At 71.2% G+C, this 23,458-nt stretch carries 20 protein-coding genes; 9 read left to right on the top strand and 11 right to left on the bottom strand.

The window, feature by feature from the left end:
* The first annotated feature begins 149 nt into the window (after positions 1-149).
* Entirely contained in the window at positions 150-1,883 is a 1,734-nt protein-coding gene (locus ACGFSB_RS02840) for an ABC transporter ATP-binding protein (RefSeq protein ID WP_393393027.1), read from the top strand.
* Between the two features lie 14 nt (positions 1,884-1,897).
* The gene (locus tag ACGFSB_RS02835; protein WP_393393024.1) at positions 1,898-3,808 is read left to right on the top strand and encodes an ABC transporter ATP-binding protein; all 1,911 of its coding nucleotides are present in this window, start codon (positions 1,898-1,900) and stop codon (positions 3,806-3,808) included.
* 30 nt (positions 3,809-3,838) lie between these two features.
* On the opposite strand, the gene ACGFSB_RS02830 is transcribed toward ACGFSB_RS02835, so the two are convergent.
* The 5 genes from ACGFSB_RS02830 to ACGFSB_RS02810 form a co-directional block, all read right to left on the bottom strand.
* On the bottom strand, positions 3,839-5,200 hold the full coding sequence (locus ACGFSB_RS02830; RefSeq protein WP_393393022.1) for a sigma-70 family RNA polymerase sigma factor: 1,362 nt from the start codon (positions 5,198-5,200) through the stop codon (positions 3,839-3,841).
* Between the two features lie 141 nt (positions 5,201-5,341).
* Complete coding sequence (gene dnaG, locus ACGFSB_RS02825) at positions 5,342-7,249, bottom strand: DNA primase (RefSeq protein ID WP_393393020.1); 1,908 nt, start codon at positions 7,247-7,249, stop codon at positions 5,342-5,344.
* Between the two features lie 34 nt (positions 7,250-7,283).
* Positions 7,284-8,546 carry an NAD(P)/FAD-dependent oxidoreductase gene (locus ACGFSB_RS02820; protein WP_393393017.1) on the bottom strand — a complete coding sequence of 421 codons (1,263 nt, stop codon included), beginning with the start codon at positions 8,544-8,546 and terminating at the stop codon, positions 7,284-7,286.
* 93 nt (positions 8,547-8,639) lie between these two features.
* Positions 8,640-9,980 (bottom strand): deoxyguanosinetriphosphate triphosphohydrolase, encoded by a 1,341-nt coding sequence (locus ACGFSB_RS02815; RefSeq protein WP_393393014.1) that lies wholly within the window; start codon positions 9,978-9,980, stop codon positions 8,640-8,642.
* Between the two features lie 57 nt (positions 9,981-10,037).
* The gene (locus tag ACGFSB_RS02810; protein WP_393393011.1) at positions 10,038-10,952 is read right to left on the bottom strand and encodes a sirohydrochlorin chelatase; all 915 of its coding nucleotides are present in this window, start codon (positions 10,950-10,952) and stop codon (positions 10,038-10,040) included.
* Between the two features lie 327 nt (positions 10,953-11,279).
* Between ACGFSB_RS02810 and ACGFSB_RS02805 the strand changes: the two genes are divergently transcribed.
* Together ACGFSB_RS02805 and ACGFSB_RS02800 are read left to right on the top strand one after the other, a co-directional pair.
* Positions 11,280-11,891 (top strand): vancomycin high temperature exclusion protein, encoded by a 612-nt coding sequence (locus ACGFSB_RS02805; protein ID WP_393393792.1) that lies wholly within the window; start codon positions 11,280-11,282, stop codon positions 11,889-11,891.
* A gap of 144 nt (positions 11,892-12,035) precedes the next feature.
* On the top strand, positions 12,036-14,237 hold the full coding sequence (locus ACGFSB_RS02800; protein ID WP_393393009.1) for a molybdopterin oxidoreductase family protein: 2,202 nt from the start codon (positions 12,036-12,038) through the stop codon (positions 14,235-14,237).
* Positions 14,238-14,309: 72 nt separating this feature from the next.
* Here the strand turns inward: ACGFSB_RS02800 and ACGFSB_RS02795 are convergent, their stop codons facing one another.
* Together ACGFSB_RS02795 and ACGFSB_RS02790 are read right to left on the bottom strand one after the other, a co-directional pair.
* Positions 14,310-14,606 carry a DUF6355 family natural product biosynthesis protein gene (locus ACGFSB_RS02795; protein ID WP_393393006.1) on the bottom strand — a complete coding sequence of 99 codons (297 nt, stop codon included), beginning with the start codon at positions 14,604-14,606 and terminating at the stop codon, positions 14,310-14,312.
* Between the two features lie 252 nt (positions 14,607-14,858).
* Complete coding sequence (locus ACGFSB_RS02790; protein WP_393393003.1) at positions 14,859-15,287, bottom strand: gamma-glutamylcyclotransferase family protein; 429 nt, start codon at positions 15,285-15,287, stop codon at positions 14,859-14,861.
* Positions 15,288-15,440: 153 nt separating this feature from the next.
* Here ACGFSB_RS02790 and ACGFSB_RS02785 point away from each other — a divergent pair, with 153 nt between their 5' ends.
* Positions 15,441-16,115, top strand: coding sequence for a hypothetical protein (locus tag ACGFSB_RS02785; RefSeq protein ID WP_393393001.1), 675 nt, complete (start codon positions 15,441-15,443; stop codon positions 16,113-16,115).
* The gene (locus ACGFSB_RS02780; protein ID WP_393392998.1) at positions 16,112-17,410 is read left to right on the top strand and encodes an ATP-binding protein; all 1,299 of its coding nucleotides are present in this window, start codon (positions 16,112-16,114) and stop codon (positions 17,408-17,410) included. Before ACGFSB_RS02785 ends, ACGFSB_RS02780 begins: the two co-directional genes overlap by 4 nt.
* 8 nt (positions 17,411-17,418) lie before the next feature.
* Here ACGFSB_RS02780 and ACGFSB_RS02775 read toward each other — a convergent pair whose 3' ends face one another.
* Positions 17,419-18,039: an NADPH-dependent FMN reductase gene (locus ACGFSB_RS02775; protein WP_393392996.1), complete on the bottom strand. Its 621-nt coding sequence runs from the start codon at positions 18,037-18,039 to the stop codon at positions 17,419-17,421.
* Between the two features lie 298 nt (positions 18,040-18,337).
* On the opposite strand from ACGFSB_RS02775, the gene ACGFSB_RS02770 reads away from it, so the two are divergent.
* From ACGFSB_RS02770 to ACGFSB_RS02760, 3 genes are all read left to right on the top strand, one after another.
* On the top strand, positions 18,338-19,126 hold the full coding sequence (locus tag ACGFSB_RS02770) for an aminotransferase class IV (RefSeq protein WP_393392993.1): 789 nt from the start codon (positions 18,338-18,340) through the stop codon (positions 19,124-19,126).
* Between the two features lie 259 nt (positions 19,127-19,385).
* Positions 19,386-19,934, top strand: coding sequence for a hypothetical protein (locus ACGFSB_RS02765; protein WP_393392990.1), 549 nt, complete (start codon positions 19,386-19,388; stop codon positions 19,932-19,934).
* Positions 19,935-20,060: 126 nt separating this feature from the next.
* Positions 20,061-20,693 (top strand): class F sortase, encoded by a 633-nt coding sequence (locus ACGFSB_RS02760; RefSeq protein ID WP_393392987.1) that lies wholly within the window; start codon positions 20,061-20,063, stop codon positions 20,691-20,693.
* A gap of 66 nt (positions 20,694-20,759) precedes the next feature.
* Here ACGFSB_RS02760 and ACGFSB_RS02755 read toward each other — a convergent pair whose 3' ends face one another.
* The 3 genes from ACGFSB_RS02755 to ACGFSB_RS02745 all read right to left on the bottom strand — a co-directional run bounded on the left by ACGFSB_RS02755 (position 20,760) and on the right by ACGFSB_RS02745 (position 23,288).
* Entirely contained in the window at positions 20,760-21,542 is a 783-nt protein-coding gene (locus ACGFSB_RS02755; protein ID WP_393392984.1) for a sulfite exporter TauE/SafE family protein, read from the bottom strand.
* A gap of 97 nt (positions 21,543-21,639) precedes the next feature.
* Positions 21,640-21,831 (bottom strand): hypothetical protein, encoded by a 192-nt coding sequence (locus tag ACGFSB_RS02750; RefSeq protein ID WP_393392981.1) that lies wholly within the window; start codon positions 21,829-21,831, stop codon positions 21,640-21,642.
* Between the two features lie 74 nt (positions 21,832-21,905).
* Positions 21,906-23,288: a ferric reductase-like transmembrane domain-containing protein gene (locus tag ACGFSB_RS02745; RefSeq protein WP_393393790.1), complete on the bottom strand. Its 1,383-nt coding sequence runs from the start codon at positions 23,286-23,288 to the stop codon at positions 21,906-21,908.
* Positions 23,289-23,458 lie beyond the last annotated feature (170 nt).

The raw sequence follows: 23,458 nt of genomic DNA, 5'->3' as shown, positions 1-23,458 counted from the left end.
CCTTCGGTGTGGCGAGTTATTTACTCGGACCATTTTTTTACCGGGTAATGACTTAATCGGTTGCGCACGGGTGGGTGCGATGTCGGAGTATGGGGTCGACCTCGCCCCCCTTCGCCGATCCCTTGCCGCCACTTTCCGAGAGACCGAGCGTGCTCATACGACTCCTGCGGGCCCACTTGGGCCCGTACAAGAAGCCCATCGCCCTGCTGGTGCTGCTGCAGTTCCTGCAGACCTGCGCCTCGCTCTATCTGCCCACGCTCAACGCCGACATCATCGACGAGGGCGTCGTGAAGGGGGACACGGGCTACATCCTGTCGTTCGGCGGCATCATGATCGCCGTCACCGTCGCCCAGATGGTCTGCAACGTCGGCGCCGTCTTCTACGGCGCACGCACCGCGTCCGCTCTCGGGCGTGATGTGCGGGCGGCCGTCTTCAACCGCGTGCAGTCGTTCTCCGCACGGGAGTTGGGCCAGTTCGGGGCGCCGTCCCTGATCACGAGGACCACGAACGACGTCCAGCAGGTGCAGATGCTGGTCCTGATGTCGTTCACGCTCATGGTGTCGGCGCCGATCATGTGCGTCGGCGGCATCGTCATGGCCCTGGGTCTCGACGTGAAGCTGTCCGGCGTCCTGGTCGCCGTCGTGCCCGTCCTCGCGATCTGCGTGAGCCTGATCGTGAAGCGCCTCCGGCCGCTGTTCCGCACCATGCAGGTGCGCCTGGACACCGTGAACCGCGTACTGCGTGAGCAGATCACCGGCAACCGCGTCATCCGCGCCTTCGTGCGGGACGAGTACGAGAAGGAGCGCTTCCGCGGCGCCAACGCCGAGCTGACCGATGTGTCGCTCGGCACCGGCAAGCTGCTCGCGCTGATGTTCCCGATCGTCATGACCGTCGTGAACATCTCCTCGATCGCCGTCGTGTGGTTCGGCGCGCACCGCATCGACAGCGGCGGTATGCAGATCGGGGCGCTCACCGCGTTCCTCGCCTATCTGATGCAGATCGTGATGTCCGTGATGATGGCCACCTTCATGTTCATGATGGTGCCGCGCGCCGAGGTCTGCGCCGAGCGCATCGAGGAGGTCCTGGACACCGAGAGCAGCGTGGTGCCCCCGGCCTCTCCCGTGCGGGAGCTGCGCAGCCACGGCCATCTGGAGCTTCGCGACGTCGGCTTCCGTTACCCCGGTGCCGAGGAGCCCGTCCTGAAGGCCGTCGCCCTGGTCGCGCGCCCCGGCGAGACGACCGCCGTGATCGGCTCGACCGGCAGCGGGAAGTCGACGCTGCTCAGCCTCGTACCGCGGCTCATGGACACCACCGAGGGGCAGGTCCTCGTCGGCGGCGTGGACGTGGGCACCATCGATCCCGTACTGCTCGCGAAGAGCGTGAGCCTGGTGCCGCAGAAGCCGTACCTCTTCGCGGGCACGGTCGCCACCAACCTGCGCTACGGAAACCCGGACGCGACCGACGACGAGCTCTGGCACGCGCTCGATGTCGCCCAGGCCAAGGGCTTCGTCGAAGGCCTCGAAGAGGGCCTCGGCGCGCCCATCTCGCAGGGCGGCACGAACGTCTCCGGCGGGCAGCGCCAGCGTCTGTCCATCGCGCGGACGCTGGTGCAGCGCCCCGGCATCTATCTCTTCGACGACTCCTTCTCGGCCCTCGACTACGCGACGGACGCCGCCCTGCGTGCCGCGCTCGGCCGCGAGACCGCCGAGGCGACGGTCGTGATCGTCGCCCAGCGTGTGTCGACGATCAGGGACGCCGACCGCATCATCGTCCTCGACGAGGGCCGGGTCGTGGGGACAGGACGCCATCACGAGCTGATGGAGAGCAATGAGACCTACCGGGAGATCGTGCTCTCCCAGCTGACGGAAGCGGAGGCCGCGTAATGCCCCCTGGTGGCATGGGTGGACCGATGATGGGGCCGGACTCCAGGTCCATGGATTTCAAGGGGTCCGGCAAACGGCTCCTCGCGCAGTTCAAACCAGAGCGCACCACGATGTACGGGATGCTCGCCGCCGGTGTGCTGAGCGTGGCGCTCACCGTGCTCGGCCCGAAGATCCTCGGGAAGGCGACCGACCTGCTCTTCGCGGGCATCGTCGGCCGCGACATGCCCGACGGCATCACCAAGGAGCAGGCCATCGACGGCCTGCGGGACAAGGGCGACGGCGGCATGGCCGACATGCTCTCCGGTGTCGACTTCACGCCGGGCAAGGGCATCGACTTCAGCGCCATGGGCGAGATCCTGCTCCTCGCGCTCGGTACGTTCCTGATCGCGGGCCTGCTGATGGCGGTGTCGACACGCCTTTCGAACCGGGCCATCAACAAGACGGTCTTCCGGATGCGCGGCGACGTGCAGTCGAAGCTGTCGCGGCTTCCGCTGTCGTACTTCGACAAGCGGCAGCGCGGCGAGGTGCTCAGCCGGGCGACGAACGACATCGACAACATCGGCCAGACCCTCCAGCAGACCATGGGCCAGCTGGTGAACTCGCTGCTCACCATCGTCGGCGTACTGGTGATGATGTTCTACGTCTCGCCGCTGCTCGCCCTGGTGGCGCTGGTGACCGTGCCGCTGTCGTTCTTCGTGGCGACGAAGGTCGGCAAGCGGTCGCAGCCGCAGTTCGTGCAGCAGTGGAAGTCCACCGGCAAGCTGAACGCCCACGTCGAGGAGATGTACACCGGGCACAACCTGGTGAAGGTGTTCGGCCGCCAGGAGGAGTCGGCGAAGGCCTTCGCCGAGCAGAACGAGGCGCTGTACGAGGCCGGGTTCAAGGCGCAGTTCAACAGCGGGGCCATGCAGCCGCTGATGTACTTCATGTCGAACCTGAACTATGTGCTCGTGGCCGTGGTGGGTGGCCTCCGGGTCGCGTCGGGCGCGCTGTCGATCGGTGACGTGCAGGCCTTCATCCAGTACTCACGGCAGTTCTCGATGCCGCTCACGCAGGTCGCGTCGATGGCGAACCTGGTGCAGTCCGGTGTCGCGTCCGCCGAGCGGATCTTCGAGCTGCTCGACGCGGACGAGCAGGAGGCCGACCCGGTGCCGGGTCTCCGTCCCGACCAGCTGCGCGGCCGGGTCGAGATGGAGAGCGTGTCCTTCCGCTACGAGAAGGACAAGCCGCTCATCGAGGACCTGTCCCTGAAGGTCGATCCCGGCCACACGGTGGCGATCGTCGGACCGACAGGCGCGGGCAAGACCACGCTGGTCAACCTCCTGATGCGGTTCTACGAGGTCACCGGCGGGCGCATCACCCTGGACGGGGTCGACATCGCGAAGATGTCGCGCGACGAACTGCGGTCCGGCATCGGCATGGTGCTCCAGGACACCTGGCTGTTCGGCGGCACCATCGCGGAGAACATCGCGTACGGAGCGTCCAAGGACGTCACCCGCGAGGAGATCGAGGAGGCGGCGCGGGCGGCCCACGCCGACCGCTTCTGCCGCACGCTGCCCGATGGCTACGACACGGTCATCGACGACGACGGCACGGGGGTGAGCGCGGGCGAGAAGCAGCTGATCACAATCGCGCGGGCGTTCCTGTCCGACCCGGTCATCCTCGTCCTCGACGAGGCGACGAGTTCGGTCGACACTCGTACGGAAGTCTTGATCCAGAAGGCGATGGCCCGGCTCGCGCACGGGCGGACCTCGTTCGTCATCGCCCACCGGCTCTCCACGATCCGCGACGCGGACACGATTCTTGTCATGGAGGACGGGGCAATCGTCGAGCAGGGTACGCATGACGCGCTGTTGGCTGCCGACGGGGCCTACGCCCGACTGTATGCCGCCCAGTTCGCTCAGGCTGTCGCTGAGGTCGACTGAGCGCCGTTGGGGTTCGGGGTTCGGGGGCCCTCAGTCGAGGTAGCCCCTGAGCTGGTCCGCGAAGGCGTGGTCCCGCAGTTTGTTGAGGGTTTTGGATTCGATCTGGCGGATGCGTTCGCGTGTCACGCCGAAGATCCGGCCGATCTCCTCCAGGGTGCGGGGCCTGCCGTCCGCGAGGCCGTAGCGCAGCTGGACCACCTTGCGTTCGCGCTCGCCGAGCGTGGAGAGCACCGCCTCCAGGTGTTCGCGCAGGAGCAGGAAGGCCGCCGATTCGACGGGGCTCGTCGCGTCGCCGTCCTCGATGAGGTCGCCGAGCGCGACATCGTCCTCCTCGCCCACGGGCGCGTGCAGCGACACCGGTTCCTGGGCCAGGCGCAGGACCTCGTTGACCCGCTCGTGCGGCAGGTCGAGGTGGGCCGCGACCTCTTCGGGGGTCGGTTCGTAACCGCGCTCCTGGAGCATCCGGCGCTGGACGCGTACGACGCGGTTGATCAGCTCCACGACGTGCACGGGGACGCGGATGGTGCGGGCCTGGTCGGCGAGGGCCCGCGACATGGCCTGGCGGATCCACCAGGTCGCGTACGTGGAGAACTTGTAGCCCCGTGCGTAGTCGAACTTCTCGACGGCCCTGATCAGGCCCAGGTTCCCCTCCTGGACGAGGTCGAGCATGGTGAGCCCACGGCCTACGTACCGCTTGGCGACGGAGACGACCAGGCGGAGGTTGGCCTCGATCAGGCGGCGCTTGGCCATCCGGCCGGTGACGACCAGCTTGTCCAGGTCCAGGGCGAGTTGAGAGTCCAGGTCGGGGGCGAGGCGCAGCTTCTCCTCGGCGAAGAGGCCGGCTTCGACACCGCGCGCGAGTTCCACTTCCTCCGCCGCCGTGAGCAGGGGGATGCGGCCTATCTCGCGCAGGTACTGACGGAACAGGTCGGACGAGGGGCCGCCGGTGTCGGCGCGAGCGCGCGAGGCGGGGGGCGGCAGGGGCAGCTCACCGCTGTCCGGTTCGAGCGCCTCGGGGACGCCCGGGGCCGCGGAGGGCACTTCGGAGGACGCTTCGGGGGGTGCTTCAGGGCTTTCGGGGCCCGCCTCCGGGTGCCGCGCGGCGCGGCCCTGCGGCGGTACGGCCGCGATGACGTCCGCTCCCGCCTCCGCTTCCGCTGCCGCTGCCACTTCCGCTGTCGCGGGAGCGGCGGTCTCGGTCTGGCTGAGGGTCTGGGTCTGCACGGGGGCGACCTCCATGATGATCGCTGCTGAGGCGTGCGGCAGCGGTACAGCGGGATCGGCTTCGGCGGCCTCGCCGCTGTCCGTCCCGAACACGATGTGTGGAATCGCGGGTGTACCGGATCCGCATCCGCTGTCTGCGGGCCGGCCGCGCTCCGAGGACTCAGGCACCGAGACCCAGTGTGGGGTACGACACACGGCCGCCACGAGGGGCGTGCGGTGACTTTCTGAGTCCGGTCCGTGACCGCCCGGTTACCCGGCGGGTAACCGGCCTCGCGCTACTTGAACCTCAGGGTGTGCACGCCGGGCGCGTCAGAGAGCGTCCGCGCCCCGCTCGCGCAGCGCACGCGCGTACTGCTGGAGGACCCACAACTCGTTCTGGACAGCCGCCAGTTGTGCGGGGTCGCCCTGCGCGCTCAGGCGGGTCAGGCTGCCCTGGACGTCGCGGATGCGGCGGTCGACGGCGCGCAGCCGGACCTGGACGAGCTGCGTGCCCGCGTAGATCTCGTCCACCGATCTGCGGAGGATCGCCTCGACGGCCAGCTCCGTGACCATCGCGCGCACCGTGTCGTCCGGCGCCGCGTCCAGGACGCGGGCGAGGTAGGGCTGTGACTCGGGGATGCCCGCCTCGGCGCCGCCCGCCTCCTCGACGCACTGGCGCACTGCCGCGTACGGCGGTGCGGTGAACTCGTCCGCGCCGTACGCGTCGAAGGCCGGGGAGACCAGCTCCGGGCGTTGCAGGGCCAGCTTGAGCAGCTCGCGCTCGGTGCGGTGGGCGGGGCTGCGGAGGGTCAGCGCGGGGCCTGCCGGCGCGGACGGCGCCGTGGCCCCGTACTGCTGCTGGTCGCGCTGCGAGCGCTGCTGCGGGGCCGGGCCCCTGCCGCCCCGGTCGCGGGCCCAACGCGCGAGCTGGGCGACGCGCTTGACCACGAACTGGGTGTCCATGATGCCGAGCATTCCGGCGAGCTGGACGGCCACTTCGTGCTGCGCACCGGTGTTCTTGATGCGGGCCACGACCGGCGCCGCCTCGTCCAGGGCGGCGGCGCGGCCCGCGGGGGTCTCCAGGTCGTACCGCCCGACGATCTGGCGCAGCGCGAACTCGAAGAGCGGCGTGCGGGGTTGGACGAGGTCGGCGACCGCTCCGTCCCCCTTGGCCAGGCGCAGCTCGCAGGGGTCCATGCCCTCGGGCGCGATGGCGATGTACGTCTCGGCGGCGAACTTCTGGTCGTCCTCGAAAGCGCGCAGAGCGGCCTTCTGGCCTGCCGCGTCGCCGTCGAAGGTGAAGATCACCCGCGCCGAGCCGTTGTCCATCAGGAGGCGGCGCAGGATCTTGATGTGGTCGCCGCCGAAGGCGGTGCCGCAGGTCGCGATGGCGGTGGTGATACCGGCGAGGTGGCAGGCCATGACGTCCGTGTACCCCTCGACGACGACCGCGCGGGAGGTCTTGGCGATCTCCTTCTTGGCCAGGTCGACGCCGTAGAGCACCTGGCCCTTCTTGTAGATCGGCGTCTCGGGGGTGTTGAGGTACTTGGGGCCGTTGTCGTCCTCGCGCAGACGCCGCGCTCCGAAGCCGACGACCTCGCCGCTGATGTCGCGGATCGGCCACATCAGGCGGCCCCGGAAGCGGTCGATGGGTCCTCGGCGGCCCTCCTGGGAGATGCCGGAGAGGGTGAGCTCCTTGTCGCTGAAGCCCTTGCCGCGCAGATACCGGGTGAGGTGGTCCCAGCCCGCCGGGCTGTAGCCGACGCCGAAGTGCGCCGCCGCCGCCTGGTCGAAGCCGCGCTCGGCGAGGAACTTCCGGCCGATCTCGGCCTCGGGGCTCTCCAGCTGGTCGATGTAGAACTGCGTGGCGATCTTGTGGGCCTCGACGAGGCGGATGCGCTCGCCGCGCTGGTTCGAGGGGTTGTACCCGCCCTCTTCATACCGCAGCGTGATGCCCGCCTGGGCGGCGAGGCGCTCGACCACCTCCGAGAAGGTGAGGTGATCGATCTTCATCACGAAGGCGATCGTGTCGCCGCCTTCCTGGCAGCCGAAGCAGTGGAAGAGACCCTTGCTCGGGCTGACCTGGAAGGACGGTGACTTCTCGTCGTGGAAGGGGCACAGGCCCTTGAGGTTGCCGCCGCCCGCGTTCCGCAGCTGGAGGTAGTCGGAGACCACGGCGTCGATCGGGACCGCGTCCCGAACCGCCTTCACGTCGTCGTCGTTGATCCTGCCTGCCACGTACGAATACTACGGCCCGGCTATGACACTCCCGTCACGAGATCAACGAGGCGAGCGGAATGCCCGGATCCGCGAGGGCGTCCTGGTTCGGCCTGACACCGCTGCGGATGAGCTCCTGGATGGGCTCCGTGACGTCCCACACATTCACGTTCATCCCCGCGAGGACCCGCCCCTCGCTCAGCCAGAAGGCGATGAACTCCCGCTTCCCGGCGTCGCCGCGGACCACCACCTGGTCGTACGACCCCGGCGGCGCCCACCCGGAATACTCCAGACCGACGTCGTACTGATCGGAGAAGAAGTAGGGCACCCGGTCGTACGTCACCTCCTGGCCGAGCATCGCGCGCGCCGCTGCCGGGCCGCCGTTGAGGGCGTTCGCCCAGTGCTCCACGCGCAGCCGGGTGCCGAAGAGCGGGTGCTGGACGGCGGACACGTCGCCCGCCGCGAAGATGTCCGGGTCGGACGTGCGCAAGGAGGCGTCGACCGCGATGCCGCCGCCGTGCGCGCGGTCGGCGAGCGTGAGTCCCGCGGACTCGGCGAGCGCGGTGCGCGGGGCCGCGCCGATCGCGGCGAGCACGTCGTGCGCCGGGTGCTCCTCGCCGTCGTCGGTGCGGGCGGCGAAGACCATGCCGTCCTGCCCGGTGATCTCGGACAGGCGCGCCCCGAAGTGGAACCGCACGCCGTGCTCGGCGTGCAGGTCGGCGAACATCTGGCCGATCTCGGGGCCGAGGATCGCGTGCAGCGGGGTGGCCTCGGGCTCGACGACGGTGACCTCCGCGCCGTACTCCCGCGCGGCGGCGGCGACCTCCAGGCCGATCCAGCCCGCGCCCGCGATCACCAGGTGGCCGTTGTCCCTGCCGAGTGCGGCGAGGACGTTGCGCAGCCGGTCGGCGTGCGCCAGGCGGCGCAGGTGGTGCACGCCCACCAGGTCGGTGCCCGGGACGTCCAGGCGGCGCGGCTCGGCGCCGGTGGCGAGGAGGAGTTTGTCGTAGTGGATGACGGCGCGGTCACCGAGGCGGACGGACTTGGCCGTGCGGTCGATGGAGACGACGGTCTGGCCGAGATGCAACTCCACGTCCGCCTGTGCGTACCAGGCGGGTTCGTGGACGTAGACGCTGTCGCGCTCCTCCTTGCCCAGCAGATATCCCTTCGACAGGGGTGGGCGCTCGTACGGGTGGTCGCGTTCGTCACCGATGAGGATCACCCGGCCGGTGAAGCCCTCCGACCGAAGTGTCTCGGCCGCTTTCGCGCCCGCGAGACCTCCTCCGACAATGACGAACGTCTGATCCGCGTCGACCACTTGATGCCTCCTCAAAGCCTTGCCGTCAGGGGGGAGCGTCCCGCACAGAGCGTGATGCGGGAAGGGGTTGCGGCCCTATCCGGCCAGTTTTCGTCACGCCCCGTGGTCGGTACGGGGGTGTTTTGCCGTGAGCCGCGCGTGCAGGGATCTGGCCGCGGCATCCGTGAATGACGCGATCTGGTCGATCACCACGCGCAGGGCCGCGCGGTCGTCGGGTGCCGCGTCGTAGAGCGCGCGGAACTGCGGGTCGAGTCCTTCGGGGGCGCGGGCCGTGAGCGCCTCGGCCAGCTCGGCGACGACGATCCGCTGATCGGCGCGGAGCCGCTCCTGGGCGGGGCGCTGCATCACGTAACGGTCGGCGACGGCCTTGAGGACCGCGCACTCGTGGCGGGCCTCGCGCGGGACGACGAGCTCGGCGGCGTACCGGGTGAGCGGGCCCTTGCCGTACCGCGCGCGGGTCGCGCTCTCCGCGGCGAGACAGAAGTGGCCGATGAGCTGGCTCGTGGCGTCCTTCAAGCGGCCCTGGGCGATGGCCGAGCCGTCGTACCCGTGCGGCCACCACTCCTGGTCCAGGAGGCGGTCGAGGGCCTGCGAGAGCTCTTCGGGGTCGGTGTCCGCCGGTACATAGCGGCCGATGGCGACGGCGAAGATGTCCTGCCGCTCGGGCTCGGCGTGCAGCAGGTTCGGATCGAGGTGCCCGGCGTGCAGGCCGTCCTCGAAGTCGTGCACCGAGTACGCCACGTCGTCCGACCAGTCCATGACCTGGGCCTCGAAGCAGGCGCTGTGGCCCGGGGCCTCCTTGCGGACCCAGTCGAAGACCGGCCTGTCGTCTTCATAGACCCCGAACTTGGAGGATGCCGGGTCGGTGGGGTGACCGCCGCGCGGCCAGGGGTACTTGGTGGCGGCGTCCAGGGCGGCACGGGTCAGATTGAGCCCCACGCTGACGAGTTCGTCCGTCTCCTCGCTGCGTACGAAGCGCTTCGGCTCGATACGGGTGAGGAGCCTCAGTGACTGGGCGTTGCCCTCGAAGCCGCCGCAGCTCTCGGCGACTTCGTTCAGCGCCTGCTCGCCGTTGTGCCCGAAGGGCGGGTGGCCCATGTCGTGGGAGAGGCAGGCGGTCTCCACCAGGTCGGGGTCACAGCCGAGCGCGGCACCGAGCTCACGGCCGACCTGGGCGCACTCCAGGGAGTGCGTGAGCCGGGTGCGGGCGCTGGCGTCCCACGCCTCGTTGCTGCGCGTGCCGGGGGTGACCACCTGCGTCTTTCCGGCCAGGCGGCGCAGCGCGGAGGAGTGCAGGACGCGTGCGCGGTCCCGCTGGAAGGCGGTCCGCCCCGGCCGCTTGTCCGGCTCGGTGGCCCATCGCTCGACGGCGGCCTTGTCATAGGCCACCTCGGCCGCCTCGTCGTCGTACGCGTTCGGTGCAGTGCCTTCCATGCACCGACAGTAAACGCAAGCAGTGACAAAGAGGGCTTCAGGGGCCCTGGCCCGCCGTCAGGCGGAGGTGAGCTGACGTGACGAAACCTGCGGGGCGTGCGTGGTCGCGGGGGCCGCTGTGGCGCTCGCCCGGACCTGTTCGTAGCGGTGCAGGAGGAGGCGGGCCATCGCCTGGTGGGCGCCGAGCGGGGCCGCCGCGATCCAGGGGGCGGCTTCGGCGCACTGCGTGGCGAAGCGTCCTGGCGCGGTGAAGTACGAGGCTATGGCGGTCCGGTGGCGGCCACGGGCGGCGAGGGAACGCACCGCGGCGGGCACGCTGAGCGCGGCGGCCGCGGTCGGGGACGCGTACGCGGGCACCACCGGTACGCCAAGACGCTGGGCGAGGAGTTCCGCCGCGCGCCGGGTGTCCGTGGCGGAGTCCGGGTCGCGGGAGCCCGCCGCGGCGAGGACCACTCCACTGGCCCGCCGGCCCGCCTCGCCGAGCCGGGCCGGCCAGCCCGCTTCGACGAGCCGGTCGTGCAGCGCGTCGACGAGCAGGGGGTGCGGGCCGAGCGGGGCGGCGACCTTCGCTGCGAGGTGCGGGGCACCCGCGGCGGCTTCGGGGATGTCGTGCTTGACGTGGTAGCCGCGGCTGAGCAGCAGCGGCACGAGCACGGCGGAGCCGGTCGCCGCGGCGAGGGTGTCGGTGAGCGGCGGTTCGTTCAGCTCGATGTGGCCGAGGCGCACGGTGAGCCCCGGCCGCAGCTCACGGACCCGTTCGAGGAGCGCCGTGACGGTGGCGAGGGCACGCGGGTCACGACTGCCGTGGGCGACCACGACAAGCGCGGGCGCCGGTTCGGTGCGGCGCCTGCCGTCGAGCGCCACGAGATTGAGCTGGGTGCCGAGCTGGCTGGTGATCCGGTCCATGAGTTGCGCCGTACTTTCGAGAGGGGTGCTGCCGGACTCGTCGCGAAGAGGGTTCGACGGCGTCATGGACCGAGGATGGCTGTGCCAGATTGCGGTGGCGTTGCGTGCCGGTGACGGGTCCTTTCGGCGGGGCTCACCGACCGTGCCGAGGCATTGTCAGTGCGGTCGCTTACCGTTGTGCGTAGTGATCGGATCGGGGTATCCGGCTTGGGGGCACGGGGGTGCGGGATGGAGCTGCCGGGGTGGACGCGGTGGTCGGGGGCTGCGCTGGGGGCTGTGCGGCTGCCCGCGGTGCGGCGGGTGCCGGGGTGGGCCCGCGGATTCGGGGCTCGGTTGCGCCGCCTGCGGCTGCCGCGGACGCGGCGGGGGCAGCGGCGGGCCGTACAGGGCTTCATGGCCGTCTGTGTGCTGGCGCTGCTGCCCGCGACCTGGCTTTTCGTCACGACGGACGGCCGGTTGCGTTCGACGGCTGATGTGCCGCACACACGGGTCGCGGTCGTCTTCGGCGCCGGGTTGTGGGAGGGCGAGCCCTCGCCGTATCTCGCGCACCGCCTGGACGCGGCGGCCGAACTGTACGAGGCGGGGCGGATAGAGGTCGTGCTCGTCACCGGGGACAACAGCCGCGAGGACTACGACGAGCCGGACGCCATGCGCGCGTATCTGACCGAGCGCGGCGTGCCGGACCGGCGGATCGTCAGTGACTACGCGGGCTTCGACACCTGGGACTCCTGTGTACGGGCCAAGAAGGTGTTCGGCGTCGACCGTGCGGTGCTGATCAGCCAGGGCTTCCACATACGCAGGGCCGTCGCGCTCTGCCGCGCCGCGGGCGTCTCGTCGTACGGCGTCGGGGTCGACGACAAGCACGACGTGACCTGGTACTACGGCGGTGCGCGGGAGGTGTTCGCGGCGGGCAAGGCGGCGCTCGACGCGGCGATACGGCCGGATCCGCGTTTCCTCGGGCCGAAGGAGCCGGGCGTGCGGGAGGCCCTGGCGGCGGGGCGCTGAGAGGTGCCACGCACATCATCACCGCAGGTCAGCGTGGATCGGGCCGGGCCTCACAGTGAGGTCGGGCGGCGGCTGAGGGGGGCGTACCGACGGCGTAACGCGGCGGGGCGGGGTGTGTAACACGGAGGTCGGACCCTGGCTGGTATGCACTCCAAGGCGACACCGACCCACTGTCCGTACTGCGCGCTGCAATGCGGGATGGGCCTGACCTCGGGCCCCGGCGGGGTGGAGGTCGTGGAGCGCCCGGAGTTCCCCGTGAACGGGGGCGCGCTGTGCGGCAAGGGCCGCACGGCGACCGCGGTGCTCTCCTCCCGGGTGCGCCTGACCGAGCCACTCGTCCGGTCCCACGCCACGGGCAGGCTCGAACCGGCCACCTGGGAGGAGGCTATCGGCCGCGTCGCCGACGGGCTTTCCCGCACGCGCACGGAACATGGCGCGGACGCGTGCGGGGTGTTCGGGGGCGGGGGTCTGACCAACGAGAAGGCGTACGCCCTGGGGAAGTTCGCGCGGGTGGCGCTCGGCACGTCGCAGATCGACTACAACGGCCGGTTCTGCATGTCGTCGGCGGCAGCGGCGGGGCAGCGGGCCTTCGGGCTCGACCGTGGCCTGCCGTTCCCGCTCGAGGACATCCCGCGGACCGGCTGTGTGATCCTCGTCGGCTCGAACCTCGCCGAGACGATGCCTCCCGCGCTGCGGTATCTGACCGAGCTGAAGGCGAACGGCGGCAAGCTGATCGTCATCGACCCGCGCAGGACGCGGACCGCCGAGCAGGCCGACCTGCATCTGGCGCCACGCCCCGGCACCGACCTCGCCCTGGCGCTCGGCCTGCTGCACCTGGTGGTGGCCGAGGGGCGGACCGACGAGGCGTTCATCGAGCGGCGGACGAGTGGCTGGGAGGAGGCGCGGGCGGCGGCGATGGCGCACTGGCCTGAGTACGTGGAGCGGATCAGCGGCGTCTCCGTGCCCGAACTCCGGGACGCGGCGCGGATGTTCTGCGATGCCGAGGCCGCGATGGTGCTCACCGCGCGCGGGCCCGAGCAGCAGTCCAAGGGGACGGACACGGTGGGCGCGTGGATCAACCTCTGCCTCGCCACGGGCAACGCGGGCCGCCCCCTCGCCGGGTACGGCTGCCTGACCGGCCAGGGCAACGGGCAGGGCGGACGGGAACACGGCCAGAAGGCCGACCAGCTGCCGGGCTACCGCAAGCTGACGGACCCGGCGGCGCGGGCGCACGTGGCGGGGGTGTGGGGCGTCGACCCCGACTCGCTCCCCGGCCCCGGCCGGTCCGCGTACGAGCTCCTCGACGCACTCGGCGGGGACATCAAGGCCCTGCTCCTGATGGGCTCCAACCCGGTGGTCTCGGCGCCGCGCGCCGCGCACGTGGAGGAGCGGCTGCGGTCGCTCGACTTCCTCGCGGTGGCGGATGTCGTCCTCTCCGAGACGGCTCAACTGGCCGATGTCGTCCTGCCGGTGACGCAGTGGGCCGAGGAGACGGGGACGGTGACGAATCTGGAGGGGCGGGTGCTGCTGCGCCGCCGGGCGGTGAGTGCGCCTGACGGCGTACGGAGCGACCTGGACGTACTGCACGGCATCGCCGCCCTCCTTGGCCACGGCAAGGGCTTCCCGACCGACCCGGAGGAGGTCTTCGAGGAACTGCGCAGGGCGAGCGCGGGCGGGGTGGCGGACTACTCGGGGATCTCGTACGCGCGACTGCGGGAGGGGAACGGGGAGGGGGTGTTCTGGCCTTGCCCTGCGGACGAGGGCGCGGACGTGGGCGGTGGTGTGGACGTGAGCGAGGGCGCGGACGTGGGCGGTGGTGTGGACGTGAGCGAGGGCGCGGACGTGGGCGAGGGCGAGACGCGTGCCGCGCACCCCGGTACCCCCCGCCTCTTCCTCGACCGTTTCGCCACCGAGGACGGGCTTGCGCGGTTCGTGCCCGTCTCGCACCGGGCCGCCGCCGAGGAGCCGGACGCGGAGTATCCCGTGCTCCTGACCACCGGGCGGGTCCTCGCGCAGTACCAGTCGGGGGCCCAGACCCGCCGCGTCGACGAGCTCAACTCCGCCGCTCCAGGCCCCTTCGTCGAGCTGCACCCGCGGCTCGCCGCGCGGCTGCGGATTGGGGAGGGTGAGCCGGTGACCGTCGTCTCACGGCGGGGGCGGGCCGTCGCCCCCGCGCGGATCACGAGCGCGATCCGCTCCGACACGGTCTTCATGCCCTTCCACTGGCCGGGCGAGGGACGGGCCAACTCCCTGACCAATCCGGCACTTGACCCGGTGTCGCGGATGCCGGAGTTCAAGGTGTGCGCGGTGCGGCTTGAGCGGTTGGAGCGACTTGAGCGGGCGTAGCAGCGGGCCGGGGTGGCACTACCACCTCGGCCCGCCGTCATGCGCGTACGGAGCGTACGGAGCGTACGGAAATCAGCAGGTGCGCCCCGTGTAGTGCGCGCCCTGGATCCTGCTCGCCGATCCCAGCCAGCTCCTGCCCGGACCCACACAGCTCTCGTAGTCGGGGGCCATCGCCACCTCCACCTTGATGACCACGTTCGAACCGTCGCCCGTGCAGTGGTTGTAGAACGCGTCGCTGCCGGTCTCGTAGAACCCGCACGGGTTCATGACGGCGGTCGGCGCGGGGGTGGCCGCGGAGGCTGCCACGGGGAGGCCGAGGGTGAGGGCTACGGCGCCGACGAGGGCAGGCAGAGAGCGGCGAAGGCTCATGGGGCAACTCCTACTTGAGTAAGTTGAGCAACTCGAGCGACTTGAGTGACTTGAGTGCGCGCACCGACTGGTGCGTACGGAGAGTGCCACAGTCGCCACCCTCCGCGATCATGACGGTTCACGCGCGTCGCCCGCACGAGTGACGGAGTCCACCGGATCGAGTGCGCAGGCATTGCGCGCAGGCATTGCGCGCAGGCGTTTGAGCAGGCGTTTGAGCAGGCGAATCGCCCGCCGCGAGCAGCCCCCACCGCCTCACCCCGACCGGCGCGCGGACACCCAGTCCCCTCCCCCGATCACCGCCCCCGAAGCCCGCAGCCCCGCCGCCACCCGTGGGGCCGCCACGTACACCCAGGCCCGAGCCTTCGTCCCGTCCAGGAGGGTCACGTCGCGCACCACGCGCTCGTACAGATTGCGGGGATCGCCCGGCGCGTACTCCTCGAGTACGTCCAACTCGGCGAGGAGTCGCTCGTACGCGGACGGCAGCGCGGTGATCAACTCCCCGCGCACCGGAGGGCCGCCGCGTTCCGGCTCCTCCACCAGGTACGGGTAGCCCGGCCCCTCGTACAGGACCGCCCCCGCGAGCCGGGCAGGCTCTTCCGCGGCGACTCGGCCGCGTAGATAGAGGTCGTGGTTCGACTCCCCCGGCCGCAGCGTCCCGTACACGAAGAACAACGACGTCATGGACCGATTCTCGCCGGACCGGCCCCGGAGGGGCAGTCAGGGGCCACCGGCCAGGCCGAAGGTCCCCACCTCTCCGATTCCTCCCCGCATACCGCTATCTGTTACACAACGTCCCGTTTCCCGTGATGGACGCTTCCTACCGTCAGTAGAGCCATGAACCTCCCCCGCTCCCGCCGCCACCTCCTCCTGTACCGCGCCGCGCCCCTCGCCGTCGCGGCGGTCGTCGTGCTGGCCGGATGCGGCAGCGAGGACGGGCTCGACGCCGGTGAGCCCGCGCCGCCCGTGTCCGTGCAGCCGCACCCCGATCCGCTCTGGCCCGCCTGGTCGAGTACGTCGTCCGAGGCGCCCGGCGCCGACACCGCCACCCGTCAGCCGCCGCCACAAGCCCTGACGGGGCTGCCGAAGCTGGGCGACGGCGGGCTCGGCACGGAGGACTTCCGCGAGGTCCTGCGGGCCGATCCCCGGATGCGGCCGCTCGCCGGCCACGGCGAGATCCACCGCCCCGGCAAGGCCGGGCTCAGGCCGCCGATGCGGACGGACCTGACCGGCGACGGGCAGCCCGAACTCCTTGTGGCCGCCGACACCGAGAGCGGACGGAGCGTGCTAGTCGTCTACCGGGAGCACGACGGTCGCGTCTACCCGATCCTGCTGACCTCCGGGAAGCGCGTGAGCGTCGAGACGCTCGGCCAGGACCTGCTGGTGCGCAGCCCTAGCGCGGACGGCGGCGAGCACGCCGTGCGGTTCCACTGGGACGGCGTGCGGATGTCCACGGTGAGCGACATCAAGCGATACGAGAAGACGCCGAAGTCCCCGACGGCGGCCCCGTGAAGGCCATCGCCCGGCGCACCCGTGCCGCGCTGGGCGACCTCGGTCTGCGCTGGAAGATCGCGGCGCTGCTCGCCGTCGGCTGCGCGGTCGTCGCCGTCGCCATCGGGGTCCTCGTCCACCAGGCACGCCTTGAGCAGGTATCGGCGACCGCCAGGTCCGGGGCCACCGCGCAGCTGGTGCGGGTGCGTCAGCTGTACGAGCTGACGGGGCAGGTCGACACCGTCGGCGACGACGCCACGGATGCCGCCATCGACGCGCCCGGCCTGCCCGCGTCGCTGCGGGCGGCCGCGCTCGACGGGCGACGGACCACGTACCTCGACATGGGCGCCGCCGATCCCGTCGTGTGGGCGGCACGCCCGGTCGGCGGCGACCATGTGCTGTCCGTCCGCGAGCCGCTGGCCGGACAGGCCGCCGAGATGGCCGAGTTCGATCAGCAGCTGATGGTCTCGGGCGCCGTCGTCGTCATCCTCGCGGCGCTCGGCGGTGCCGCCCTGGCCAGCCGCCTCAGTCGCGAACTGCGGACCGCGGCGGCCACCGCGCGCCGGATCAGCCAGGGCGATCTGGACGCCCGTATCGACCATCCGCGACCGCCGGGCGGCCGGAACGGCAGGCCCTGCAAGGACGAGGTCGCCGAACTCGCCACCGCCGTCGACACGATGGCGGCGTCCCTGCAACAGCGCCTGGAGGCCGAGCAGCGCTTCACCGCGGATGTCGCCCATGAGCTGCGTACGCCGCTGACCGGTCTGCACACCGCGGCCGAGCTCCTGCCGCAGAGCCGCCCCACGGAACTCGTACGCGACCGGGTCGGCGCCCTGCGCGCCCTCACCGAGGACCTGCTCGAAGTGGCGCGGCTCGACGCGGAGGTGGAACGGCCGGATCTCGACGTGCACCCGCTGGGCAGGCTGTCCGCGGGGATCGTGCAGCGGTCGGGGTACGAGGCCCGGTTCGCGGCGGTGGCCGATGCGGACGACACGCTCGTACGCACTGATGCGCGCCGCCTGGAGCGGATCATCGCCAACCTCGTCGCCAACGCCCGCAGGCACGGCGCGGGCCCGGTCGACGTGCGGGTGGCCGGGCCCGTGGTCACGGTCAGCGACCACGGGCCCGGCTTCCCCGAACACCTCCTGAAAGACGGCCCGCAACGCTTCCAGACCGGCGCGCGGGAGCGCGGTCAGGGCACGGGCCTCGGCCTGACGATCGCGTTCGGCCAGGCGCAGGTCATCGGTGCGCGGGTGGAGTTGGGCAATGCGGAGGGCGGTGGGGCGGTGGCGTCGGTGCGGCTGCCGGAGGCGTGACGGCGCTCTCAACCGCCGTACGGGCGGGCCTCCTTGGCGCCGTGCAGCGCCCAGGCCCACCACTGGAGCTGGTCGAGCATCGTCTTGGCGGCGGCGTTCGCGGCCGCCGGGTCCTTGTGGGTGCCGTCGGCGGCGAAGAGCTCGCCCGCGTTGTGGAAGGAGACGGTGTCGCGGACGGTCATGGTGTGCAGTTCGGCGAAGACAGGACGCAGGTGCTCGACCGCGCGCAGGCCGCCGGAGACCCCTCCGTAGGAGACGAAGGCGAGGGGCTTGGCCTGCCACTCGGCGTTGTGCCAGTCGATGAGGTTCTTGAGGGACGCGGGGTAGGAGTGGTTGTACTCGGGGGTGAGGACGACAAAGGCGTCGGCGGCGGCCAGCTTCGGGGTGACCTTGCCGAGCTCGGCGAGCGTCTCGGGCGACGGGCTGAACGAGATCGCGGTGGGCAGGTGGGATTCGGCCAGATCGATGACATCCACCTCGAAGCCGGCGTGCTCCCGGAGCCGGGACAGCAGCCATTCGGCGACGATGGGCCCGAAACGTCCCTCGCGGTTGCTGCCGATGATGACGGCGACGCGGAGGGGGTCGGTGGTGGCGGGAGCGGGGTCAAAGGCAAGCGTGTTCTGAGTCATGAGGGAGAGCGTGGTTGCTCAACCTTGGTTGAGGTCAAGCGGAGGGCTACCGCCCAGGGCAACGGGTCCCGCAGCGGGCCCCGCAGCGGGGCCGCCTGACCTCGCAGCGGGACCTGCGGACCTCGCAGGGCGAAGCCGCCCCGGGGAGACCCAGACTCCGCAGGTTCCGCACCACGCCAGGCCTCGTCCACTCCGCGGCCAGCGCCCGCGGCCCGCGCCACGCACCCCGCGCCACGCACCTCGCGCCACACACCTCGCACCTCGCACCTCGCACCTCGCACCTCGTACGGTGAATCCCATGACAACTCCCGCGCTGGTGCAGCGCCTTGAGATCGATGGTCAGGCCGTCACCGCCGACCGGCTGCTGTGGCCCGCCCTGGGCAGTACGGGGCACTTCACCGCGATGCAGGTCAGAGGCGGCGCGACACGCGGTCTCGCGCTGCATCTCGCGCGGCTCGACGCGGCCACCCGTGAGCTCTTCGACCGGGAGCTCGACGGCGAGCACGTCCGCGAGCTGATCCGGCACGTGCTCCGTGACGACATCGCCGACGCGTCCGTACGGGTCCATGTCCACGCACCCGACGGCGAGCCGTCCGTGATGGTCACCGTCCGGGCGCCCGGCGGGATGCCGGGGGACGCACAGGCCCTGCAGTCCGTGCCCTACCAGCGGCCCTTCCCGCACATCAAGCACCTGGGCGGCTTCGGACAGGCTCGCTACGGAGACCTCGCGCGGCTCGCGGGCTTCGACGACGCGCTGCTCACCGCGCCCGACGGAACTATCAGCGAGGGCGCCGTCACGAACATCGCCTTCTACGACGGCTCGGAGATCGTCTGGCCGGATGCCCCCTGCCTGGCCGGCGTCACCATGCAGCTCATCGAACCCCGCCTCGCGGCCGCCGGGCTTCCCACGCGCCGGGCCCCGGTCACGCTCGCGGACCTCCCCTCGTACGCGGCCGCCTTCGTCACCAACGCGCGCGGCATCGCACCGGTGCGGCGGATCGACGCCACGGAGTTCGCGGTCGACGGGAAGCTGATGGGGACGCTGGCGGGCATCTACGCCGACGACGTTCCCTGGGATGCCATCTGAGGCGAAGGCCGTCGGGTCACCCATTCACAGGCGTCCTCGACCCCCTTCGGATTCTTCTCGGCGACACGCCGAGTGACCTGCTGGAATGTTGCCGTCGAAGTGTCGTGATCCGCTCCCCCACGGAGTTTCTGACAGACCTTCAGGAGGCGTGCGCCGCCGAGTGGCACTTACCTCGGTAGAGCGGGGTTCGACCGACGCAGCGGCACTTGGAGGTGCCGCGGGCCGTGCCCTCTGAAGGTCCCTCGGAGGAGCAAGCACGATGCGCACACCCCGCCTGCTGACCACTGCCGCGCTCGCCGTCGCATCGGCGGGTCTGCTGGCACCCACCGCCGCTGCCGTCGCCGCCGCCCCGGGTGGCCTGGAGATCGTTCCCGCCACGGTCACCCCCGGCAGCACGGTCACCGTGAACACCACCGCGTGCGGCAGCGGAGGTACCGCGTCGGGCGATGCCAGCGCGGTGGGCGCGGGCACGTTCACGCTCGCCCCCGGCACGCCGGATGAGAAAGCGACCGGCCGGTTCAAGGTGCCGCCGTCCGCGCAGCCCGGCACCTACGAGATCGTCGCGAAGTGCTCAGGTTCCGGCGCGGGCAGCAAGCAGGTGACGGGCGATCTGATCGTGACGATCACCTCCACCGCCGCCGTCCCTCAGCAGCGGCCGGTGGCTCCGAAGGGGCATGTGAAGACGGGGGTCGGCGGCGCACTCGGCCCCGACCCCGTGCAGACCGCGGCGGGTGTGGCGGCGCTTGCCGTCGCCGCCGCGGGCGGTACCTGGCTCCTGCATCGCCGGGCGAGAGGCGACAGGATCTGACGGACACCCTCCGCTGTCCACCGGTACCGCCAGCCCCCTCCCTCTCCGGGTCCGTATGTCCCTAGTGGACCCGGAGAGGGATGCGGGGACCGGCCTCCCCGAACCCTGAGGGGGACGAGTCGAGTGATGCGCAGGAAGACCCTCAACTCCGCTATAGGAGCCGTCACCGTCCTTGCCCTGTGCTCCGGCGCCTGGCTCCTGCACAACGGCACCGAGTCCCATCCGCCCCCGCAGCCCTCCGCCGCGCAGGCCGCGTCCGCACACCCCCGCTCCGACGACCCCGCGTCGTCCGCCGCGGCGCTCCCGCCGTCCCCGCCCGACCGGATCCGGATCCCCTCGATCCAGGTCGACGCGCCCCTCATGGGGCTCGAGCTCACCCGGCAGGGCAGCCTCGACGTACCGCCTCCGAAGAAGACGAATCTCGCGGGCTGGTACGAGTCCGGGACCACGCCCGGCGAGAGGGGCACCGCCATCGTGGCGGGGCACGTCGACAACGCCGAAGGACCGTCCGTCTTCTACGACCTGGGCAGCCTGACCAAGGGCCGCACCATCGAGATCGAGCGCAGGGACGGCAGCGTCGCGGTGTTCACGGTCGACGCGAACGCGGTCTACGACGCGAAGGGGTTCCCCGACGACAAGGTGTACGGCGCGGCGGACCGCCCCGAGCTTCGGGTGATCACGTGCGGCGGCAGCTACTCGAAGAAGACGGGATATCAGGGCAACGTGGTGGTGTTCGCGCACATGACGAGCGTGCGCTGAGCGCGGTGCCGGTGCCGACGCCGATGCCGGTGCCGGTGCCGGTGCCGGTGCCGGTGGGCGTCACCGCTACGCGATCCACTGCTCGTACGCCATCTTGGTCACGAGCGCGAACACTGTGGTCAGGAGCACGACCCGGACGAACCCGCTGCCCTTCTTCAGCGCGGTGTGCGCGCCGAACATGCCGCCCGCGAGGTTGAAGACGGCCATCAGACCGGCCAGTTGCCACAGGACCGAGCCCTGCCAGGCGAACATGGCGAGGGCACCCGCGTTGGTGCAGCAGTTGACGATCTTGGCGGTGGCGGAGGCGGACACCAGGTCGAGGTGGAGGACCGCGGTCAGCGCGAGCACCAGGAAGGTGCCGGTGCCGGGCCCGATGAGGCCGTCGTAGAACCCGATCCCGAGGCCCGCGAGGCCGATCGCGGCGAGGATGCGCTTGGGCGACGCGGGCTTGGCGGAGGGCGCGGTGCCGAAGGCGGGCCTGAAGATGACGAAGGCGCCGACGCCGACCAGCACCACCATGATCACGGGCTTGAGCACTTCGGTACTCATCCCGGCCGCGAAGAACGCACCGCCCATGGACCCGGCGAGCGCGGCAAGGCCGATCCGCACGGCGGTCGGCACATCGACGGGCGTCTTCCTTACGTACGTCACCGCGGCGCCGGTCGTCCCGACGATGGCGACGGCCTTGTTCGTCCCGAGGGCGTGCGCGGCCGGGGTCGAGCCCGGAAGCCCGAGCAGCAACGCGGGCAGCAGCAGAAGCCCGCCGCCACCCACCACCGCGTCGATCCAGCCCGCCGCGAGGGCGGCGAGGCAGAGGACGACGACGGTGGTCAGAGATATGTCAGGCATGATCGCGACCCTATGGAGGGGCTGATCGAACCGTCCACGGAACAGGGCAGAGTTTGAGGATCTCCAGAGGTTCGCCAGTTCGCCAGTTCTCCGAGAACTAGGGCGCCGCCTGAGGTGCCGGGACCCCCGTCGGGGCGCGATCCGGAGCCGGTGGCGCCGCCGGGTCGACCGTGAGGGCGAGGACCGTGGCGACGAGCGCGCTGGCGCCGGCGAGGCCCGCGGCGAGCTTGCGGCGCGCCTGGCGGGTGGGCCCTTGGACGGGCCCGACAGGTCTGCGGTGACGTCCCACGTCAGCCCCTTTCGGAAGGCTCGGAAGGCTCGGAAGGCTCGGAAGGCTCGGAAGGCTCGGAAGGTTCAGAAGGTTCAGAAGCTGAAGCACTCGGCGTGAATGCGCTCCTCGGGCACCCCGGCCCGCACGAGCGCGGCGGTGGCGGAAGCGGCCATCCCCGGCGGCCCGCACAGATACACGTCGTGCTCGGCGAGATCAGGCATCAGATTGCGCAGCGCCTGCGGGGCCAGGGGATCGAAGGAGGCGTCGGACGGGCCGAGCAGGTAGTGCAGCCCCGCTCCCCTGCTCCGGGCGATCTCCTCCAGCTCCCCCCGCAGTACGAGCTGCTCCGCGCTGCCCGCCCGATAGAGCAGGGTGATGTCCCCGGGCCCGCCCGGCAGCGTCTCGAACAGCGCCCGCATGGGCGTGATCCCGACCCCGCCCGCGAGCAGCAGCACCTTCCGCTTCGTACGCCGATGGGCCGTCAACGCCCCGAAGGGCCCCGTGGCGAGCACCCGCGTCCCCCGTTTCAGCCTCCGTACCCGCCGGGTGTGGTCGCCGATCGCCTTGACCGTGATCCGCAGGGTGTCGTCGCGCACGGGCGCGGAGAGCGAGAACGGCAGTGCCGTACGCCAGAGCCCGCGCCGCAGGAAGCGCCAGCGGAAGAACTGTCCCGGCTCGGCCCGCAGCTCGTCGAGCCCGATGCCCTGCATGACGACCGACACGACTCCCGGCCCTTCATCGCGTACGTCGATGACGCGCAGGCTGTGCTTCAGGGCCTGCCGGACGGGCACGACGATGCGGTACCAGACGAGCAGTACGCCCACCGTGGCGTGCAGCATCGACCATGCCCACACGGTGAGGACGCTGCCCGCGACATCGGGCCCGGCGAGCTGGTGCACGAAGGCGAGCGCCGCGCCGAGATAGGTCAGCAGATGCACGGCCTGCCAGGTCTCGTGCGGGATCCGGCGCCGCATCGCGCGGGCGGACGTGACGCCGACTGCCGCGATCAGCGAGGTGCCGATCACCGCGAGGACGAGCCCCGGATAGCCGAGCAGGTCGAGGGTGGCGTTCAGGAGGTCGGTGTCGGCGTGGGCGGCGTATCCGCAGAGGGCGAGCAGGGCGTGGCCCAGGCAGAGGGAGAGTACGTAGCGCCCGCCGAGCGCGTGGCGCCGCGCGAGCCGGTCGGCGCCGACGCCGTGCTCGACGGCGGGGACGCGGGCCATGAGGAAGAGCATCACGAGGATGCCGTATCCGGCGAGCAGTCCACTGAGGTGCGCGCCGGTCGCGAACAGCACGTCGAGCCGCGCGGAGGGCTCCGCCTGCACGGCCCAGAGCCCGGTGACGGCCACCGCACCGCCGATGGTTCCGGTGCGCAGAGCGGTGGGGGTGACGCGGATCGGGGGGACGGGGACGGGGGTGGCGGCTCGGGGCCGTCCGCGGCGCCCGCTCGTCGGGCGTGGGGGTGTCGTCGGCATCGGCGGGGTGGGCGGGGTGAACGGCTCCCCCTCCGTCTGGCGCAGGTATGCGGACAGCGCGGGGTACGCGGCGAGTTGGGGGTCGGCTGCCTCGGTGGTCACGGCCGCACACTAGACGCAGGAAGCCTCTCGAAATGGCTGGTCAGGGGGGTATCGCTGATCCTTAAGGT

The organism is Streptomyces sp. NPDC048441 (assembly GCF_043200235.1).
Classification (GTDB): domain Bacteria; phylum Actinomycetota; class Actinomycetes; order Streptomycetales; family Streptomycetaceae; genus Streptomyces.
This window is presented reverse-complemented; position numbering and strand designations above follow the sequence as displayed.

Bases quoted from the DNA above. Each gene is read 5' to 3' on its own strand.
- ACGFSB_RS02835 (WP_393393024.1), top strand. From the start codon at position 1,898: ATGGGTGGACCGATGATGGGGCCGGACTCCAGGTCCATGGATTTCAAG.
- ACGFSB_RS02815 (WP_393393014.1), bottom strand. From the start codon at position 9,980: ATGGAAGGCACTGCACCGAACGCGTACGACGACGAGGCGGCCGAGGTG.
- ACGFSB_RS02810 (WP_393393011.1), bottom strand. From the start codon at position 10,952: ATGACGCCGTCGAACCCTCTTCGCGACGAGTCCGGCAGCACCCCTCTC.
- ACGFSB_RS02805 (WP_393393792.1), top strand. From the start codon at position 11,280: ATGGCCGTCTGTGTGCTGGCGCTGCTGCCCGCGACCTGGCTTTTCGTC.
- ACGFSB_RS02800 (WP_393393009.1), top strand. From the start codon at position 12,036: ATGCACTCCAAGGCGACACCGACCCACTGTCCGTACTGCGCGCTGCAA.
- ACGFSB_RS02795 (WP_393393006.1), bottom strand. From the start codon at position 14,606: ATGAGCCTTCGCCGCTCTCTGCCTGCCCTCGTCGGCGCCGTAGCCCTC.
- ACGFSB_RS02790 (WP_393393003.1), bottom strand. From the start codon at position 15,287: ATGACGTCGTTGTTCTTCGTGTACGGGACGCTGCGGCCGGGGGAGTCG.
- ACGFSB_RS02785 (WP_393393001.1), top strand. From the start codon at position 15,441: ATGAACCTCCCCCGCTCCCGCCGCCACCTCCTCCTGTACCGCGCCGCG.
- ACGFSB_RS02775 (WP_393392996.1), bottom strand. From the start codon at position 18,039: ATGACTCAGAACACGCTTGCCTTTGACCCCGCTCCCGCCACCACCGAC.
- ACGFSB_RS02770 (WP_393392993.1), top strand. From the start codon at position 18,338: ATGACAACTCCCGCGCTGGTGCAGCGCCTTGAGATCGATGGTCAGGCC.
- ACGFSB_RS02765 (WP_393392990.1), top strand. From the start codon at position 19,386: ATGCGCACACCCCGCCTGCTGACCACTGCCGCGCTCGCCGTCGCATCG.
- ACGFSB_RS02760 (WP_393392987.1), top strand. From the start codon at position 20,061: ATGCGCAGGAAGACCCTCAACTCCGCTATAGGAGCCGTCACCGTCCTT.
- ACGFSB_RS02755 (WP_393392984.1), bottom strand. From the start codon at position 21,542: ATGCCTGACATATCTCTGACCACCGTCGTCGTCCTCTGCCTCGCCGCC.
- ACGFSB_RS02745 (WP_393393790.1), bottom strand. From the start codon at position 23,288: ATGCCGACGACACCCCCACGCCCGACGAGCGGGCGCCGCGGACGGCCC.